Annotated in this window: 17 protein-coding genes; 4 read left to right on the top strand and 13 right to left on the bottom strand. The window is 63.4% G+C overall.

Features of this window, described 5'->3' with window-relative positions:
* Positions 1–59 precede the first annotated feature (59 nt).
* Positions 60–368: an Ms4527A family Cys-rich leader peptide gene (locus AC5Y2L_RS07195; protein ID WP_499934141.1), complete on the bottom strand. Its 309-nt coding sequence runs from the start codon at positions 366–368 to the stop codon at positions 60–62.
* On the opposite strand from AC5Y2L_RS07195, the gene hemW reads away from it, so the two are divergent.
* A complete protein-coding gene (gene hemW, locus AC5Y2L_RS07200; protein ID WP_499934143.1) occupies positions 301–1,473 on the top strand; it encodes a radical SAM family heme chaperone HemW in 1,173 nt (390 codons plus the stop codon). The genes AC5Y2L_RS07195 and hemW overlap by 68 nt on opposite strands.
* A gap of 13 nt (positions 1,474–1,486) precedes the next feature.
* Here hemW and AC5Y2L_RS07205 read toward each other — a convergent pair whose 3' ends face one another.
* Entirely contained in the window at positions 1,487–2,713 is a 1,227-nt protein-coding gene (locus AC5Y2L_RS07205) for a sodium-dependent bicarbonate transport family permease (protein ID WP_499934296.1), read from the bottom strand.
* Positions 2,714–2,916: 203 nt separating this feature from the next.
* Positions 2,917–3,129 (bottom strand): hypothetical protein, encoded by a 213-nt coding sequence (locus tag AC5Y2L_RS07210; RefSeq protein ID WP_067381971.1) that lies wholly within the window; start codon positions 3,127–3,129, stop codon positions 2,917–2,919.
* A 460-nt stretch (positions 3,130–3,589) separates the two neighbouring features.
* Between AC5Y2L_RS07210 and AC5Y2L_RS07215 the strand changes: the two genes are divergently transcribed.
* Positions 3,590–4,942, top strand: a complete 1,353-nt coding sequence (locus tag AC5Y2L_RS07215) for a salicylate synthase (protein WP_499934144.1) — start codon at positions 3,590–3,592, stop codon at positions 4,940–4,942.
* A gap of 28 nt (positions 4,943–4,970) precedes the next feature.
* Here the strand turns inward: AC5Y2L_RS07215 and AC5Y2L_RS07220 are convergent, their stop codons facing one another.
* From AC5Y2L_RS07220 to AC5Y2L_RS07245, 6 genes are all read right to left on the bottom strand, one after another.
* A complete protein-coding gene (locus AC5Y2L_RS07220) occupies positions 4,971–5,915 on the bottom strand; it encodes a MerR family transcriptional regulator (RefSeq protein WP_499934146.1) in 945 nt (314 codons plus the stop codon).
* A gap of 14 nt (positions 5,916–5,929) precedes the next feature.
* Positions 5,930–7,432: a flavin-containing monooxygenase gene (locus AC5Y2L_RS07225; protein WP_499934147.1), complete on the bottom strand. Its 1,503-nt coding sequence runs from the start codon at positions 7,430–7,432 to the stop codon at positions 5,930–5,932.
* Positions 7,429–8,349 carry a ferritin-like domain-containing protein gene (locus AC5Y2L_RS07230; protein WP_499934148.1) on the bottom strand — a complete coding sequence of 307 codons (921 nt, stop codon included), beginning with the start codon at positions 8,347–8,349 and terminating at the stop codon, positions 7,429–7,431. The genes AC5Y2L_RS07225 and AC5Y2L_RS07230 overlap by 4 nt, the downstream gene beginning before the upstream one ends.
* Before the next feature lie 26 nt (positions 8,350–8,375).
* Positions 8,376–9,233 (bottom strand): SDR family NAD(P)-dependent oxidoreductase, encoded by an 858-nt coding sequence (locus tag AC5Y2L_RS07235; RefSeq protein ID WP_499934149.1) that lies wholly within the window; start codon positions 9,231–9,233, stop codon positions 8,376–8,378.
* A 2-nt stretch (positions 9,234–9,235) separates the two neighbouring features.
* Positions 9,236–10,261, bottom strand: coding sequence for an alpha/beta hydrolase (locus tag AC5Y2L_RS07240; RefSeq protein ID WP_499934151.1), 1,026 nt, complete (start codon positions 10,259–10,261; stop codon positions 9,236–9,238).
* A 67-nt stretch (positions 10,262–10,328) separates the two neighbouring features.
* Positions 10,329–10,970 carry a TetR/AcrR family transcriptional regulator gene (locus AC5Y2L_RS07245; RefSeq protein ID WP_499934152.1) on the bottom strand — a complete coding sequence of 214 codons (642 nt, stop codon included), beginning with the start codon at positions 10,968–10,970 and terminating at the stop codon, positions 10,329–10,331.
* Between the two features lie 75 nt (positions 10,971–11,045).
* Here AC5Y2L_RS07245 and AC5Y2L_RS07250 point away from each other — a divergent pair, with 75 nt between their 5' ends.
* Complete coding sequence (locus AC5Y2L_RS07250) at positions 11,046–11,900, top strand: metal-dependent hydrolase (RefSeq protein WP_499934154.1); 855 nt, start codon at positions 11,046–11,048, stop codon at positions 11,898–11,900.
* An 8-nt stretch (positions 11,901–11,908) separates the two neighbouring features.
* Here the strand turns inward: AC5Y2L_RS07250 and AC5Y2L_RS07255 are convergent, their stop codons facing one another.
* Positions 11,909–12,532 (bottom strand): TetR/AcrR family transcriptional regulator, encoded by a 624-nt coding sequence (locus AC5Y2L_RS07255; protein ID WP_499934156.1) that lies wholly within the window; start codon positions 12,530–12,532, stop codon positions 11,909–11,911.
* A gap of 85 nt (positions 12,533–12,617) precedes the next feature.
* Here AC5Y2L_RS07255 and AC5Y2L_RS07260 point away from each other — a divergent pair, with 85 nt between their 5' ends.
* Entirely contained in the window at positions 12,618–12,956 is a 339-nt protein-coding gene (locus AC5Y2L_RS07260) for a DUF1801 domain-containing protein (protein WP_499934157.1), read from the top strand.
* 4 nt (positions 12,957–12,960) lie between these two features.
* Here the strand turns inward: AC5Y2L_RS07260 and AC5Y2L_RS07265 are convergent, their stop codons facing one another.
* The 3 genes from AC5Y2L_RS07265 to AC5Y2L_RS07275 form a co-directional block, all read right to left on the bottom strand.
* Entirely contained in the window at positions 12,961–13,797 is an 837-nt protein-coding gene (locus AC5Y2L_RS07265; protein ID WP_499934158.1) for a lipase family protein, read from the bottom strand.
* A gap of 176 nt (positions 13,798–13,973) precedes the next feature.
* On the bottom strand, positions 13,974–16,787 hold the full coding sequence (locus tag AC5Y2L_RS07270) for an MMPL/RND family transporter (RefSeq protein WP_499934160.1): 2,814 nt from the start codon (positions 16,785–16,787) through the stop codon (positions 13,974–13,976).
* On the bottom strand, positions 16,784–17,182 hold the full coding sequence (locus AC5Y2L_RS07275; protein ID WP_499934297.1) for an MmpS family transport accessory protein: 399 nt from the start codon (positions 17,180–17,182) through the stop codon (positions 16,784–16,786). Before AC5Y2L_RS07275 ends, AC5Y2L_RS07270 begins: the two co-directional genes overlap by 4 nt.
* Positions 17,183–17,366 lie beyond the last annotated feature (184 nt).

Consider the following 17,366-nt stretch of genomic DNA (forward strand, 5'->3'; position numbering starts at 1 on the left):
GACTGGGAGGCGCAGATCCGGCGGCCAGCTGGTCGTACAGGTGGGCTGGGTCTACGACATCAAGGGAGACAGCAACAGCTGCAGACACGCTTGAGATCGATGTGCCGCCGCGCCACCAAGGCGATACGCGAGCTGGGGTTTGTGACGGTCACGGGTGCCATTCTGCCATGGATGGCGACGAACATCGTAACCAGGTCAAATTTGTGCTCACAGTGATTAAAATTAGCCGGTAAGTCTGGGTGGAAAGGTAAACAAAGCCGGGAATCGGCTGGGAAAGTCACTGCCGTGCGATGATTTGGCATGACCGTTCGTGAGGCGCCCGTCGACCTGCCCGGCATGCAGCCGAGTCCCGGCCCTCCGTTTGGCATTTACGTGCACGTGCCGTTCTGTATAACTCGTTGCGGCTATTGCGATTTCAACACCTACACCCCGGCTGAGCTCGGTGGGGTCAACCCGGACACCTGGCTGCAGGCGTTGGGCACCGAGCTGGAGCTGGCGGCCGCCCGGCTCGACTCGCCGGCGGTGGACACCGTGTTCGTCGGTGGGGGGACGCCGTCGCTGCTCGGCGGCGAGCGGCTGAGCAAGCTGCTCGATCTGGTGCGCAATCACTTCACGCTGGCCGCCGACGCCGAGATCACCACCGAGGCCAACCCCGAGTCGACGTGGCCGGAGTTCTTCGAGCAGATCCGGGCGGCCGGCTACACGCGGGTGTCGCTTGGTATGCAATCGGCGGCGCCGCGGGTGCTGGCCACCCTCGACCGGGTGCACTCACCCGGCCGGGCGACGGCGGCCGCCCGCGAGGCGATGGCTGCCGGGTTCGCACACGTCAACCTCGACCTGATCTACGGCACCCCCGGCGAGTCCGACGACGACCTGCTGCGCTCTATCGACGCCGCGGTCGAAACCGGGGTCGACCATGTGTCGGCGTATTCGCTGATCGTCGAGCAAGGCACCGCGCTGGCCCGACGGGTCCGCAGCGGGGAGCTGGCCGCTCCCGACGACGACGTGCTGGCGCATCGCTACGGATTGGTCGACGAGCGGCTATCGGCGGCCGGCCTCGCCTGGTATGAAGTGTCCAACTGGTCGCGACCGGGCGGACAGTGCCGGCACAACCTCGGGTACTGGGACGGTGGCCAGTGGTGGGGCGCGGGACCCGGCGCGCATGGTTTCGTCGGTGCGACGCGTTGGTGGAATGTCAAGCACCCCAACAGCTATGCGATGGCGCTGACCGCCGCGACGCTACCGGTGGCCGGCTTCGAGCAGCTCGGTCCGGATACCCGGCATACCGAGGACGTGATGCTGAAAACCCGCCTGCGTCAAGGGCTTCCGCTGGCGCCGCTCGGTGTGGAGGAGCGGGAACGCGCCGCGGCCCTATGCGCTGACGGGCTGTTGGTAGCGGAGAACGACCGATTCGTCCTCACCCCCCGGGGACGGCTACTGGCCGATGCGGTGGTCCGCACGCTGCTGGGATAACCGTCGCCTGACGTCAGCTCACCGGGAACCAGTGCCCGACCATCCGGGAAATCTCTATGTAGAGCGGAATTCCGACTGTGACGTTGTAGGAAAAAGTCAAGCCCAGCGATGCGGCCAGCGGCAGCGTGGGACTGGCTTCCGGAATGGCCAGCCGCTGCACGGCCGGCACGGCGATGTAGGACGCCGCGCCGCACAGCACGGCGAACAGCACGTACGTTCCCGGCTTGAACGCGGTGTCGGTGAGGTAGGCGTAGCTGTGCGCGACGATGATCCCAATGGTGGCAAACAGATTGGGCGCCAGCAGACCGAAGAAGATGAAACCCAGGCCCGCCGAACGCAAGTCCTTCAATTTCCGCGCCGCCGTCATCCCCATCTCGAGCAAGAAAAGGCACAGCACGCCCTGGAACGCCAGCACGAAGAAGTTGTCGTCGTCGTGAATGACTTTTTCGCCCTGCAGGCCACTGATCAGGCCGATGATGATGCCGCCGAGGAGCAGCACTAGCCCAGGGTTGAGGAAGACTTCCTGAAAAAGCTCGCGGGAGAAGATGCGTGGCTTCTTAACGGTGGTGAGGGGCTGCCACTCCGGATGCTCCATCTTTTCCAGCGACAATTCCAGTTCCAGGTCGAGCGCGCTCTCCTGGCTTTCGAGGCTCTCGCCGTTTGCCGGCCGGGTCGCTGTCCCGGGGCCAACCCCTACCTTGGCTGGCCGCGTGTAGCCCGCCTCGTCGGGCATGAATCCCGCCTCGTCCAATCCTCGATGACGCAGGCGCGCAACCAGATACAACGCCACCAGGCAGCCCGGAATCTCCATGACCGCCAACATGACTGGCATGTATGCGTTGAATGCGATGCCGACGCTGGTTAGTACGGCCACACAGGTGGCGAAGGTGCCGGCCGAGTCCGACCCGTAATAGCCGGCCACCGTTGCCTTGTCGACTCGTCGCATGGTACTCAAGCGGCTCAGCAGGAGATACGCCAAACCACCGATCAGGAAATTCAAAAAGAAGCCCAGAACCACGAATCCGGCGATGTTGTCGATGTCGGCAGGCTTTACCCTGGCCAGCTCCTCGCCGCCATGCCACCCGATGGCCAACAGCAGGTACATGGTCAGGCCCTGGTAGATCACATACGGAAACTCGAACCGAACCTTGAGGACCGGGATCAGGAAACCGAAGTAGAAGAAAAGCAAGAGCGGCTTGAACAAATTGTGCGTGAAATTGTGCCAAAACTCTTGCAGCATATTGCCTCCCCTTCCCGGTGCGGCCGTCAAGGAAGCACCGAGCCTGCACGGAGCGACCATGAGTTCCCAAACTGCTCTGGAACTTAGACCCGCTCAGTCCACGCCGCCACTCAGGAAACGGGCGTGTCAGCTGCTGGGACGGGCAAGTGCGCCAAACTGCCCTGTCATCGCGGTGACCAGACAGTTTGCCGAGAATGGGCCGCTTACTTGGCGGTCGAGACCAGCGACGGCCTGACGCCGACTCCGCGCCTGCGATGTGTCACCGATTGCCATGCCGATGGTGAGTAGTGCACCGTGGTTTCCTCGAAGCCGTCGACCCGCGAAACCGTAAGTACGCCAGTCTCTTGGTTGATCGTGAGTTCGTCCCCGTCGGCTGCTGCGATTTCTTCGCCGTTCGAGAGCCGGATTACGAACATGAGATTGTCCCCTCGATCGATATGTTGCTGGGTCGTGAACCGGGTGGTAGCTGGCGGATGTGGAATTGGCCGGGTACGTCGGTCGTTAAAAGTTCGTTAATCCTTTCCATCGCCGCTCCTTCGCCGGGCCGCGGGCGCGATCTTGCGATCACGCGTGATGTTAGGAGAAGTCCGGAGACTGCAGTCGGGCGTCGCCTGACGGTCAGGTAAACGGTCATAAAACTCTTGTCGTCCGGCAGGCAGCGCGCTCATCGCGGGCGAGTATCGGTTCAACGCTGCTGCCTGCGGAAACAGGGCGTCGCCGGGTTAGGGGGCGGCGGGTTCCAACCTGGACATGACGCCGGCCAGATTTCGTCCACCGTTTAATTCCGCGCGAAATTTAACCCATCTGTGCAGGTCGGTGGGCATGCGACGGACCGGACCGCGCAAAGTTTGATAGGTTAGGCTACATTTACTAGCTGTGACCGAGGTCAGCGTCGAGACGGGTTCTGTAGACACCGCGTCACTGTCGATTCCCCTGCCCGCCGATATCGACCCTGCCGACCTGGCAGCCGAGCTGGCCGCGCTGTTGCCTGAGCGCGTCGGCGAGCAATATCTGCTCTACGAGAACGACGGCGAATGGGCTTTGGCGATCGGCGTGCTGGCCATGGTCGAGCTGGACAGTGACGAGCTGCGGGTGGTCCGCGACGGTGTAACGCAACGCCAACAGTGGTCGGGCCGGCCGGGGCCGGTGTTGGCCGAAGCTGTGGACCGGCTGCTGCTGGAAACCGACCAGGTATTCGGGTGGATCGCGTTTGAATTCGGCGTCTACCGCTACGGGTTGCAGGAGCGGCTGGCACCGAAAACCCCTCTGGCGCGGGTCTTTTGGCCCAGGATCCGGATTCGGGTCACAAGGGAGGCGGTTCGCCTCTGCGGCGCCGACGATGAGGTCCGTGACGCCGTTCGCCGGCTTCTGGACGACGGTGTGCGCGATCTGCCGCGCGGGCGACCGGTTGAGGTGACGGCCGACTCGTCGGGCTATCGCGATCGCGTGGCCACCGCTGTTCGCGAGATCGCCGGCGGCGAGTACCACAAGGTGATCCTATCCCGTTGTGTTGGTGTGCCTTTCGCGCTCGACTTTGTGTCGACCTACCGGCTGGGAAGGCGACACAACACTCCCGTCCGGTCGTTTCTGCTGCGGCTGGGCGGTATTCGGGCCCTCGGGTACAGCCCGGAACTCGTCGCGGCCGTGCACATCGACGGGCAGGTGATCACCGAGCCGTTGGCCGGCACCCGTGCGCTCGGTCGTGGTCGGCTGCTTGACCGCCGGGCTCGGGAAGAATTGGAATCAAGCTCGAAAGAGATTGTTGAGCATGCGATTTCGGTGCGAAGCTCGCTTCAGGAGATCACTGAGATCGCCGAGCCGGGCACCGCTGCGGTCACCGATTTCATGACCGTACGCGAACGGGGGAGTGTGCAGCATCTCGGCTCCACGATCAGCGCGCGGCTGGACCCGGCAAGCGACCGGATGGCTGCGCTGGAGGCGCTGTTTCCCGCGGTGACCGCGTCGGGCATCCCGAAAGCGGCCGGTGTAGAGGCGATCTTGCGTCTCGACGAAGCCCCGCGCGGAATGTATTCCGGTGCAATCGTGACCTTTTCCGCCGACGGTGGCCTGGACGCGGCGCTGACGCTGCGGGCAGTCTACGAATGCGACGGAAAAACGTGGCTGCGGGCGGGCGCCGGCATCATCGAATCATCGCAACCCGAGCGGGAATTCGAGGAGACCTGCGAGAAATTGTCCACCCTCGCGCCGTATCTCATTGCGCGCCAATAGCCGCGGTGCGCACCGGCGCAGCGGGCGCTCACTGGACCTGTCGCAGTCCCGGCGCGCTCTCCGATTCCGAGGTTTGCACCAGGTAGTCGGCAAGCACTTGGCTGACCAGCGACTCGATGGTCGACTCGATCGAGGACGCGAGTGTCGCGGTGACGCTGGCGACAGCCTGGGTGCGGAATCGGACCAGCATGGTGATCAACTCGGCGATTTCGGCATCGGCAGGCAGCGGCCCTCCCGGCTTGATGCGGTCCTGGACGTGTTCGGCGCCCGCGCGCACCAGAATGTCGCTGATCTCGTCGATCTTGGGCGCGATCTGCTCGTGCAGGTCGATGAGCTTGTCGATGCTGATCCCGTAGCCGCGAATCTCGTTGAACGCCTCGAGGAGTTTGGGCCTGGTGACTGTAGCCTGCTGTCCCTCAACCCGGATTACCTGCAGGTCCACCAGGCGCTGGAATGCACGCGCGTCGTCGACAAGTCGCTTGGCTTCGGCGATCGGCATCGTCCGCGGTTTCTCACTGGTCCAGGTGCCCACGATGGCGGATTCCAGGCCGAGGACATCGCCGAGATTCCTGCCCTCCTCCCAGGCGCTGAGCATTTCCCGGACGTGTGCGATGTTGTATCCGCGGTCGAGCATCGAGGTGATCAGCCGCAGCCGGGTCAGATGGGTGTCGTTGAACAACGCGATCCGGCCAACCCGCAATGGCGGAGGCAGCAATCCGCGGTCGCGGTAGACCCGGATGTTGCGCGTGGTGGTGCCAGCCAGCCGGGCCAGGTCGTCGATCCGGTATTCACCGGACGCCGCGATGTCGTGGGGATGGCGGACCGCCGCGTCGAACAGCTGCGATACCGCCGTCTCGACGAATTCACGGAATTCGCGCGATTGCCGCCGGACCCGCTTGGGCGCTCTGCGCACGTTGTGCAAAACGCTGGCGACCGTGCCGGGTTCTGGCCGTGCTGGTCGGTCGGGTGCCATGTGCGAGCGCCGCGTCACGCGGAGGAGCTGACCAGCGCGGGGGCGTCTTTGGCCACCGCGTCGTAGTCCGAATAGCGGAAATCGTGCATCTGCCGAAGATACTGCGTCGCGGTGCCGGGGTACATGGCGGCGTTGAAGCCGTCCTTCGTGAGATACCAACTGCGGCAACCCGACATCCATGTCGTCTTGGTGAGCCGGCGCTGGATGCGATGGTTGTAGCGCTGTTGGATCTCTGCGCGCACATCGAGATAGCGCAAGTCGTTGTCCAGGATGGTGCTGATACCGCGCACCGCGTAGTCGAGCTGGCCTTCGACGTAGACCAGCAGCGAGTTGTGTCCGGGTCCGGAGTTGGGCCCGGTCATGAAGAACAAGTTGGGGTACCCGTGCGCGTTGATGCTCTTGTAAGCCTGTGCGCCGTTGGCCCATTCGGCGGCCAGGGACCGGCCACCCAGTCCGGTCACCGGGAATGGCGGGCCGGTCAGGTGAACGTCGTAACCGGTGGCGAACACGATGCAGTCGAGGTGGTGTTCGATGCCGTCGCTGGTGCGGATGCCCACCGGGCTCAGCGTTGCGATCGGCCAGTCGATGAGTTTGCAGTTCTCGCGCTGCAGCGCGGGGTAGTAGTCGCTGGAGATGAGCATGCGCTTGCAGCCCGGTGCGAAGTCGGGGGTCAGCTGCCGGCGCAACCACGGGTCTTTGACCTGCGCGCGGATGTGGGCTTGACCCAACCGTGCGACCAGCGACGTCAGCGGGGTGTTCCACACCATCGCCGTCGCGGTGGCTTCGTGGCCCCAGAACAGCAGTTGACGGGCAAGTTGTTGGGTCGCAGGGACTTTGGCGAACAGCGCCTGGACGGCCGAGGGGGTGGCGACATCCAGACGCGGTAGCACCCAGCCTGGGGTCCGCTGGAACACCTTGACGAATCCGGCCTGCTTCACCAGTTCGGGGATAATCTGGATCGCGCTGGCGCCGGTGCCGATGACGGCGACTCGCTTGCCGCTGAAATCGTAGTCGTGGTCCCAGCGGGCGCTGTGAATTTTGTGACCCTGGTAGCTGTTCAGGCCGCGGATGTCCGGGAAGCTGACATCGGACAGCGGGCCGGAGGCCAGTACCACGGTGCGAGCGCTAAAGCGTTTGCGGTTCTTCGTCGTTGCGGTCCAGATGCCGGCGTCCTCGTCGAACGTCAGCCCGGTGACCTCGTGTCCGAAGCGGATATGACGTCCGATGTCGAACCTGGCCGTCATGTCCTCGATGTGCCGACAGATCTCGGCCGCCGGAGAGTAGGTGCGGGACCACCTCGGGTTCTTGACGAACGAAAACGAGTACAGCAGCGAAGGAACGTCGCAGCTCGCACCCGGATACGTGGTGTCGCGCCACGTTCCGCCCACGCGATCGGACCGCTCCAAGATGACGATGTCGTCAATGCCGGCTTCGGCCAATCGGATTGCCGTACCGAGCCCGGTGAAACCCGCTCCGATCACGAGCGTCGCGTAAATGTGCTGTCGTGCCATGATCACGCCGCGGGCTGATGGGTGAGTTCTTTGAACCAGCTGGGCACCGGTCGCAGCAGCGGCTGGGGATATCGATCCGACAACCACACCATGGAATTGGCCAGCAGGTGGTAGGGGTGGCGCGGGTTGACCACCATCGCGGCGTGTCGCTTGAGAAGTTGGTAGGCGGGCACCCGCCAGGTGTGCTCGCCGCGCTCACCGAGTTGCTTGAAACGCTTGACGGCGTTGTACAGCCGCTCGGGTTCCATTCCCATGCCGGCCATCTCGTTGCGCACGCGATTGAGCAACGGTATGTACATGAGCGTGCCGATGATCACGCCGGGCGATGCGACGGTGCCGACGAATTCGATGGCCAACCGACGTGCCCTGGCATGACCGATCATGTCGAGCACTGCGAAATCGACTGCCAAATGCCGTGATTCGTCGTTGTTGATCTTTTCGAATACCTGATGACAGACCGGGTCCTCCACCGAGTCCAGCAGGAACTTCAACAACGCTCCGTCGAGGGCGACCTCCAGCATCGGGATCACGGTGCCCAGCACCGACAGCGGCATGCCGTCGGCGTAGGTGTCCAGCCAATCCATCGCCAACCTGATATTGACGTTTGGTTCGGGCATCTCGCCGTCATCGAGCATGCCCCACCGCTTCATCAGTGCCAACTCGGCGTTGGCGTGGCGCTGCTCCTCGGCATGGAAGTACCGGTAGATCTCGGCCACCGTAGGGTTGGGCGCCTTCTTGGCCAGCGCCGCGAATCCGCGAGCGCCCACATTCTCGATCCAGCACAGATCGGCCATGAAAGCCTTGAGCTTCGGCCGGAATTCGGGCCGGATGGTGTCGGCGCCGGGCGCGTCCCAGTCGATATCGGCGAGCGCCCACTGCCGGTCCTTGATCTTGGCGAGCATGGCATCCATTTCGATTGCCATCAGCTTCTCCTTCCGATCCCCGTTGATCAGTGCTTGTTCGTCCGCGACACCACGCCAACCGCGCGGGTAAATGTTTGTGGCGCCAAGCGTTTGACGTTCCAGCCGATCTTGGCATCGAGTTGCGGCATGCAGTAGAGCTCCCCGCGGTCGTGTGCGTCCAGACATATCCGCGCCACTTTGTCCGCTGAAAAGCCGGTCCAGCGCATCAACTTGGCGGCGAGTTCACTGGATTGCTCACTGATCCGGCCCGACTCGACGATGTTGGTCTTAACGAAGGTGGGGCAGAGCACGGTGACTCTGATTGCGGTGCCGGACAATTCGGCCGCCAACGTTTCTGACAGCGAGAGCACCCCGGCCTTGCTGACGTTATAGGCGGCCATGCCCGGAGCCGCACCGAACGCCGCCGCCGACGCCACATTGATGATTCCGCGCGGCGCATGGGAGGGGTCGGCTTCGCGCAGGATCGGGGTGAATACATGGCAGCCGTGTATCGGCCCCCACAGATTGATGCCGAGGGTCCATAGCCAATCGTCCAGTGGCGTGTCACCGATCGCGTCGCCGCCGGCGCCGACACCGGCGTTGTTGATCACCAGCGTGGGCGGTGCACCGAACCAGGACTGCGACTGCTCGGCCAGCGCGCACACGTCGTCGAATCGGGACACGTCACAGCGGATCGCCGTCGCCTTGGCACCCCGCTCGATAATCGCGTCGGCGGTGTTTTGGGCTGCGGCTTCGTTGATGTCACTGCAGACCACCATGCCGCCGCGGCGGCCGAGCTCGACGGCGAACGCCGCGCCGATCCCGCTACCCGCCCCGGTCACGACCGCGTAGGCGCCGTGGGTGGTCTTCGGTTTGCTTAGCAGCTTGTCCAGGGGTCCGAGCATCGTCAGCCCACCTTCTCACCGGCCGGCAGGCGAGCATCCTGCAACGCATGCGCGATGAAACGGGCCACGTAGACCATGGCTTTGGCCGCTTCGGGTGTCATTCGCGGCAGTGCCTGGAAAACGTGTACCTGGTGCGGCCAGATTTGCAGCTCACACCTGCCGCCGGCGGCGCGGATGTCCGCCGCGAGCTGGCGGGCGTCCTCCTGCAGCATTTCCGCGCCACCCGCTTGGATCAGCGTCGGCGGAAGCACCGCGCCGCCGGCGACGTCGAGTCTCAGCCGATGATGGGTGAGATCCATACCGGCGTGATAGAGCTTGACCAAGCGAAGCGCGTCGGCCGCGCGGATAGCGGGATCGGGACGGACCCGCTCGCGCGCGAGGCAAAGTTCGAACGTGAGGTCATACAGCGGCGAGAACAACACCAGCGCGGCGGGCTTTTTCTCGGCCACCTCGGGTTGCAGCAACAAGTCGACCGTAAGATGGCCCCCCGCCGAATCACCAGCTACCACAATCTGTTTCGCTGACACACCACAGGCGTCTACCAGCCAGTCCCAGCCCGCGCGTACGTCGTCGGCGGCGGTGGGAAAGCGGTGGCGGGGCGCAAGCCGGTAATCGATGCTGAATACCGGCAGCCCGGTCAATGATGACAACCACGCCGTCAATCGACGGTGTGTTTTCGGCGAGCAGACGGCGTATCCGCTGCCGTGCACGTAGTAGATGGCTTCGGTCCGTAATGGATCCGCGTCGACTGGACGACTGGCCTGGCTGGTGGGGGTGCGGGGGCCGTAGACCCATTCGCCCTTGACCCGGCGACCGTCGGGCAGTGTCGTGTCGACTTGTTCGACGCGGGCGCCGGCCAGCGAAGGGCCAAGGGTGCCCATGATTTTGGCGATGATCTGTCTCGACAGCCAGATTCCCCACGCCCGTTCGGGTGGGATCAGCCCGCTCAGCGGTCGCAATGTATATGTACTGACGGCTGCCGCGCCACGAGAGCGCAGCGACCCCCGGGCCGGAACGACGTCGTTCATGCGACGCAGTCAACCGCAAATGGTGACATTAGTCAATGGCAAGTTTGGGCCGGGCGCATGCGACCACCTATTGGGTGGCGCCGCGCTCACTCAGCACGTAGCCGGCGAGGCTGCCTAACAACCCGGCGCAGTGCTCGACGAGTTGCTCCGGGGTGTAGTCGAGTTCGCCGTCGGCCCAGCGGCGCAACACCTCGAACACCCCGCCGACGCCCACGATGGCGGCGAGCTGCCCGACTTCGGCCGCGGAATCGGAGATGTTCAGGTGCAGCCTGGACTGCTGCCAGACCAGGTCGGCGAAGCTGGCCAGCAGTTCGCTGCGGAGCCGGCGCAGGGTGGGCTCGGTGCCGGATTCCACGAACAGAATCCGGGCCAGCCGTGGATCGTCGTTGATCATGGTCAGCATCGCCCGGATAGGGGCTTTTGCCAGCGCGTCTGGGGTGAGGCTCCCGTCGGGAATGGCCGCCACGATGGCGTCTTGCATGGTGGTGCGGAGTTGCTCGGCGACGGCGTGCAGCAGCGCGTCGCGGTCAGCGAAGTACTGGTAGAAGTACCGCGAGGTGACCCCGGACGTGGCGCACACCGCGGTGACCGTGGTGTCGGCGGCACCCCGCGTGCCCATCAACTCGATCGCCGTGTCGATCAGGCGCGCCCGACGCCCGGCCTCCCGCTGCTCGGCTGTCATGCCGCCGTAGATTCGCGCCGGGCTCACGGCAACAGTCTGTCATTCTTATCTGACTAGGCGTATTGTCAGATTAAGGCTGCCTACCGATAGGAGGACCGATAGATGTCCAGCACACCGCCTGCCAAGCGGCCTGCACTGAAAGCCCGTCGGGTCCAGTTCACGCTTCCCGCGGGTAGCCGTAAGCATTTCGCCGGCGACGACCTGGTGATGAGCCATTTGGTTGCGATGCTGTCCGCTGTGTTTCCGGAGGGTGAGGACTTTTTCATCCGTTCCGTCCGCAACTATCGCGACCAGGTGACCGACCCGGACCTGCAGCAGGCGGTGAAGGGGTTCATCGCCCAGGAGGCCACCCACCGTTACCAACACCGAATGCTCAACGACCGACTTCAGGAAATGGGTTATCCCACCGCCCGGTTCGACCGCCACGTCACATGGTTGCTCGCCAAACTCGAAAAGGTGTTCTCCACGGAGATGGCGCTGGCCGGCACCGCCGCCCTCGAGCACTACACGGCGACGTTGGCGGAGCTCCTGCTCACCGACGACCAAATGTTGGATTTGCTCGGCCGTTCGGACGTGCGCTCGATACTGCTGTGGCACGCCTTCGAAGAGTGCGAGCACAAAGCGGTGGCCTTCGACGTCTTCCGAGCCGTCGGCGGAACCGAGCGGACCCGGGTGCGTGCCATGCGAATTGCCACCGTGATCTTCTTGGCCGAGATGGTCTTCCAGACGCTCCGGTCGATGGCCCGCGACCGCGCGTCTTACAACCCGCGACGGCTGCTGCGAAGCCTCAACGATTTCCGCAAATCGCCGTTGGTGAGCGCCGAGACCCGTCGTCGCATCGCCTCCTACAACCGGGCGGGCTTCCACCCGGACGACTGGGACACCACCGAACTCCTCGACCGCTGGTCCAAAGAGCTCTTCGACGCCGACGGAAATCAGCTCGTACAGGCACGGTAGCTGCTGGCCTACCGACGAGTCGCGGCAGCGAGAAGTTGATCGACGAGGGTCTCGGTAAGCCACGTCTCGTATCGATCCGGCGACCAGCTTCGGTCGACGACGAGCAACCGGTAGACCTCGGGAGACGCCAGGGCGTGCACGATATCGGCGGCATCACGCTCCCGCAGCGTCCCGCGCAACAACCGCCGTCGTGCCAGCGCACGAGCAACCTGCCGTTGCCCCTCGTGGCGTTGGCGGGTCAACTCGTCGAGCAGCGTCGCGGCGCCGTCGTCCGACGCGGCCGCACTGACGAGGATGCGATAGATCGCGGACATCCGCGCGTTCACCTCGGCGGCGACGTGCACAAAACTGGCCAGCATGTGTTTCGGGTCCGGATCGGCCAACAGCGATCGAACCGACGGGCGGTCGAGCATCGGAACAGGCTCGTCGTCGCCGACGACTGATATATCCAGCAGTGCCTTGAGGATCCCCCGCTTAGACGAGAACAACCGATATACGGTGGCCGCCGGGACGTCCGAGCGGGCACTTATCGCATCGATCGTCGTCGCCCCGTAACCACGCTCAAGGAACAGCGAGCCGGCGGCGTCGATGACTGCGCGCCGCGCGAGACGAGTCCGTGCCTGAGTCGCCACCAAATAACACTAGCACTCTCATTTCGAGAGTAGTACTGTCACTATCGACGATCTGACCGAGGAACCTCGAGGAGGTCTTGACGACATGTTCACCAAGAAGGGCGACGCCGCCGTCCTCGCCAAACTCGGTGAAGCCCCGGCACCGTACCGGGAGATTGGAAACCGCCTGCACGACATCATCCGGGAGAGCGCGCCGTCGTTGCAGCCGATCGTCCGTTGGGGACTGCCGTTCTATGTGAAGGACGGCAAGGACATCTGCTACATCAAACCGGATCGGAACTTCATCGCGTTCGGCTTTGGCGAAGTCGTGAACCCCGCACGCGAGGAGGGCGCCCACATGCACCCGGTCGCGTGGACCTTCACCTCGTTGGATGCCGCCACGGAGGCCAAGATTCGTGCGCTAGTCCAGAAGGCGGCAGCCTGAGCGTTCAGGGTTGGCAGCTGGGTTGCAGTGGAAGGACCGGGCCGCCGGATCGGAGCGACAAGAGGTACAGGTACGTTTCCAACGCATGTTCGCACCCGGGATTGAACTTGACGAGAACCTTCGGCGGAAACGGGAGGAGTCGAATCGGGTTCAGCTCATAGGGATTCCGCACATGCTCATAGTTCACCGGAGGAGGCAACGCCGGGACGATGTCCAGCCGGTTCGCGATGCGGTATGAAGCCTTCACCACCTGGTCGTAGGTTTGGGCAAACAGCGAATCCCCTACGCGCGGACTGCCGTACGTATAAACGATCGGCGCGCGGAAGCTGGTGTTCGCTGCCACGTCGAGAGCCAGCAGCGTCGCGAGGGCTCCTCCCAGGCTGTAACCGGAAATCGTCAGTGAGCTGACCGGACGGGGGTACGAGAGCTGTTCCAATGCGTGCACCAGTGTCGTCGAGTTCGGCGCGACACCGATTCTCAGTGACTCATAAAGGGCGGTGAAGCCGTCTTCGGTATGGCCCGCGCCGGCCAGGAAAGGGCATGGCACTTGCCCGAATTCGACGTCGTGAAGCCACTCCAAGATCCCGACGGTGCCCCGGATCGCGACGACCACATCGCCGGTCTGGGACGCCTGGCAGACCAGCCCGATGGACACGTCGGCATTGCCCCGGCTCGGGTTGATGTCGGTCGCAAGATCGTTCGCGTAAATCGTCGTTATCACCGTGTAGTCGATCCCGCCGGCGCTGACCGACTTACCCGCGGCATTCGTCAGGTCGCTCGGCAACGTGGCATAGGTGGTGCTGACAAGCTGGGCGACATGGATTGCGGTCGTGACATCCATCGTTTGCTGAGCAGGCAAAGTTCCTCCGCCGGGGTCGATTTGCCATCCAGGCAGATGGTACTGCCGATCGTCGGGCACGTCCGCCCCTGCAGCGGTTGGCCGATGATTTCAATTCGATATCGCCGGCGATATCGACTTGCGCACCGCGACATGGTTCTTCCCGCGGTACGACGCTTTTATCGTTGCGGCAGCGGACGTTTACGCACCAGGGTCGGCCACCAGAACCAGGGCCCGAGGATCCGCAGAATGCACGGCACCACGAACGATCGCACGATCAGTGTGTCGAGCAACAGGCCGATGCATACGGTCGAACCCACCTGGCCGATGGTCCTCAGGTCGCTGGTGAGCATGGCCAGCATGGTGAATGCGAACACCAGACCCGCGGACGTCACCACGCCACCGGTGCTTCCGAGCGCGCGGATGAGACCGGTGTTCAGCCCGGCGTGCAGTTCCTCTTTGACTCGGACGATCAACAGCAGGTTGTAGTCCGAACCCACCGCCACCAGGATGATGAACGTCAGCGGCAACACCAGCCAGTGCAGGGGCAGACCGATGAGGTGCTGCCAGACGAGTATGGAGAGGCCGAAAGCGCCGGCGTACGAGAAGGCCACGGTGCCGGGAATGACCAAGGCGGCCATCAGACTTCGCGTCAGGAACAACATGATCAGGAAGATCAGCACGAAGGCGGCGATCGCCACGATGAGCAGATCCGACGCGGCGTATTCCTTGATGTCCTTGTCATTCGATCCGGACCCGCCGATATAAATCCGCGCGCCGGCCAACGAGGTCTCTTTCAGCACCGAGGTGAGAGCAGCCGGGAACTGCTCGACGTGCTGCACGCCTTCCGGCCCCATCGCATTGCCCTCGTGGGTGATGATGAACCGCGCGGCCTTGCCATCCGGCGACATCAGCAGCTGCATGCCGGTCTTGACGTCGTCGTTGTCGAAACCCTCATGGGGGATGTAGAAGAAGTCGTCGCTGCGAGCCCGATCGAAATCGAGGCCTACGTTGATCAGGTCGTCGAAGGTCTGGTCGGTCTGGGTGGATTGCAAAGCCGTCTGGCCGTAGGTGCTGACCAACAAAGCGGCCAATGACTCCGAGTCATCGGCGGTGAGTTTCAGCTGTGTGATGACTTGCGGTAACAGCTTGTCCAACGCTTCGAGGGAAGCCCTGGCGTCCTTGATGTCGGCAGCCAGGTGGTCGATGTTGTCGAGCCCGTCGAAGAGCGATCGGAATGCCCAGCAGATGGGAATGTCGAAACAGTGGCGCTCCCAATAGAAGTAGCTCTTGATCGGCCGGAAGAAGTCGTCGAGATTGGAGATCTCCGAATTCATCTCATCGGTGATCTGCTGCAGATCCTGGACGGTGAGAACCGTCTTGTGCAACTCGTCGGACATCCGTTGGAAGAAGACGATCTCTTTCCGCAAGACCTCGACAGAGTGGCTTGTTATCTCCGCCTGCTCGGCGGTATTGGCGTTCTGCCGCATGTTGAACGGCAACTGTTGACCGTTTCCGCTGCCCTGCGTGGTGAACAGGTACGGCAGGGTCGCATGTTCCAGTGGTCGTCCCAGAGGGCGGGTGATGCTTTGCACCATCGCGACTCCGGGAAGGCGAACCAGACTTTTGGCCGCCCGGTCCAACGAGATGAAGTCAGCCGAGTTGCGCATGTCATGGTCGGTCTCGATCATCAGCATTTCGGAGAACAGTTTGCTTTTCGGAAAATGCCGATCCGCCGCCGCGAAACCCAATTTGGCGGGCGCGTCGTGCGGCTGATACGCGCGGTCATCGTAATTCTGCCGGTACGTCGGGACGAAAATCGCCCCGAGCAATACCGCAGTGGCACTGGCGGCGAGAATGGGCACCGGCCACCGCACCACGCTCGCCCCGATCCGTCGATACAGCGTCGCCTTGTGCTGCTGTCTGGGGTCGAAGAGCCCGAGCAGGCTGCCCACGGTCAAAATGGCCGGGCCGAGGGTCAGGGCCGCCGCGACCAGAAACAGCATGGCGATGCCGACGGCGGGCCCCATGGTGTGGAAGTAGTTGAGCCGCGCGAAAGTCAAGCAGTAACACGCCAGCGCGATGGTCAGCCCTGAGCCGACGATGACGGGCGTGACGCCCTTATAGGCGGTGTAAAAGGCGTCCTCGCGGCTTTCGCCGGCTAGTCGCGCCTCGTGATAGCGGCCCATGAGAAAAATGCCGTAGTCCGTCCCCGCCCCGAGAGTGAGCGCGACGACGATGTTCACCGCGAATGACGACAGTTCGATGTAGCCCAAGTGTCCGAGAGTTGCGATGACGCCCTTCGAGACCAGCATCTCGATCAGCACACCGAGCAAGGGCACCAGCACGTTGGTGATGGAGCGGTACACCAGTAGCAACATCGTGACGATCAGGATGATCGTCACGATCGTGATGTTGTTCAGGCTCGAATTGGCAATAGCCACGGTGTCCGAGGCGAGCGGCGCCGCCCCGCTCACATAGACCTTGAGCCCCTGCGGCGGCGGGTCTTTCGCGATGATTTGCCGGACGGCATTGACCGACTCGTTTGCTTGCATCTGGCCGATGTCGCCCGCGAGGCGCAGCAGCACATAAGCGGCTTTGCCGTCGACGCTCTGCGCCCCCGCCGCGGTGATCGGCTTGCCCCACAGGTCCATGACGTACTGCACATGCTTGACGTCATGCTTCAGGCGGCGCACCAAATCGTCGTAGTACCGGTGGTCCCCATCGCCCAACGGCCGATCGGCTTCCAAAACCAGCATGGTCAGGTTGGTCGAGTTGGACTCCTGGAACTTCTCGCCGATGTGCAGCAACGCACGCTGCGACGGCGCATAGTGCGGAACCATCGGCCCCGCGAGTTCCTCTGCGACGCGTTCCACCTGTGGCATAAAGGTATTCGTCGATATGGCGAGCAGCGCCCAGAAAGCGATGATCGGTATTGCCAGGACGCGAACCGTTCTCGGTATAAAAGGTCGTTTCGGTCGCGGCGCGCTCATGCGGATTTCACCCTGCACATGACGTGGGCATCCCCATGACTATCGGATTGTGCATCGCGCACAACGCCATTCACCAACATCCGGCAGCCGAGTTGGCCACCGTGAACCTGCGCCGAGATGCTGCCGGACACCACGGTGAGCGTGGTCGTCTCGGTGTGCGACCACGGCAACACGGTGAAATCAACCCGATGCGGATGCCCGTCGATGTCCAGGTAGACGAGCATCCCGCCCTCGCCGACGGAACCGAACACCTCATATGTGAGCCGTTTGGGAGTGGACTGCTCCGGAGCTGCCGGGCCATTGACCGTGATGACGGGCGGCGGAGCGGAGAACTGGTGCACCTTCCACATGCAGATTGCACCCACAACGAGCGCAACGACGGCAACCAAGGGCATCCAGACGCGCGCCAAGACCGTCCTGCCGACCGAACGAGGGCTCACTCGATCACCTTCTCGACTCTTGTCCGCACATCGCTTCCCGCCCCGGCTCCGGCCCCAGCCCATCCAGATAGTAGACGGTGATGTACCTAATAGACAATCGATCGGCAAAGACTGCCGCCGGCATGCGGCGGCGAAGCCC

Source organism: Mycobacterium sp. NGS66, assembly GCF_059812225.1.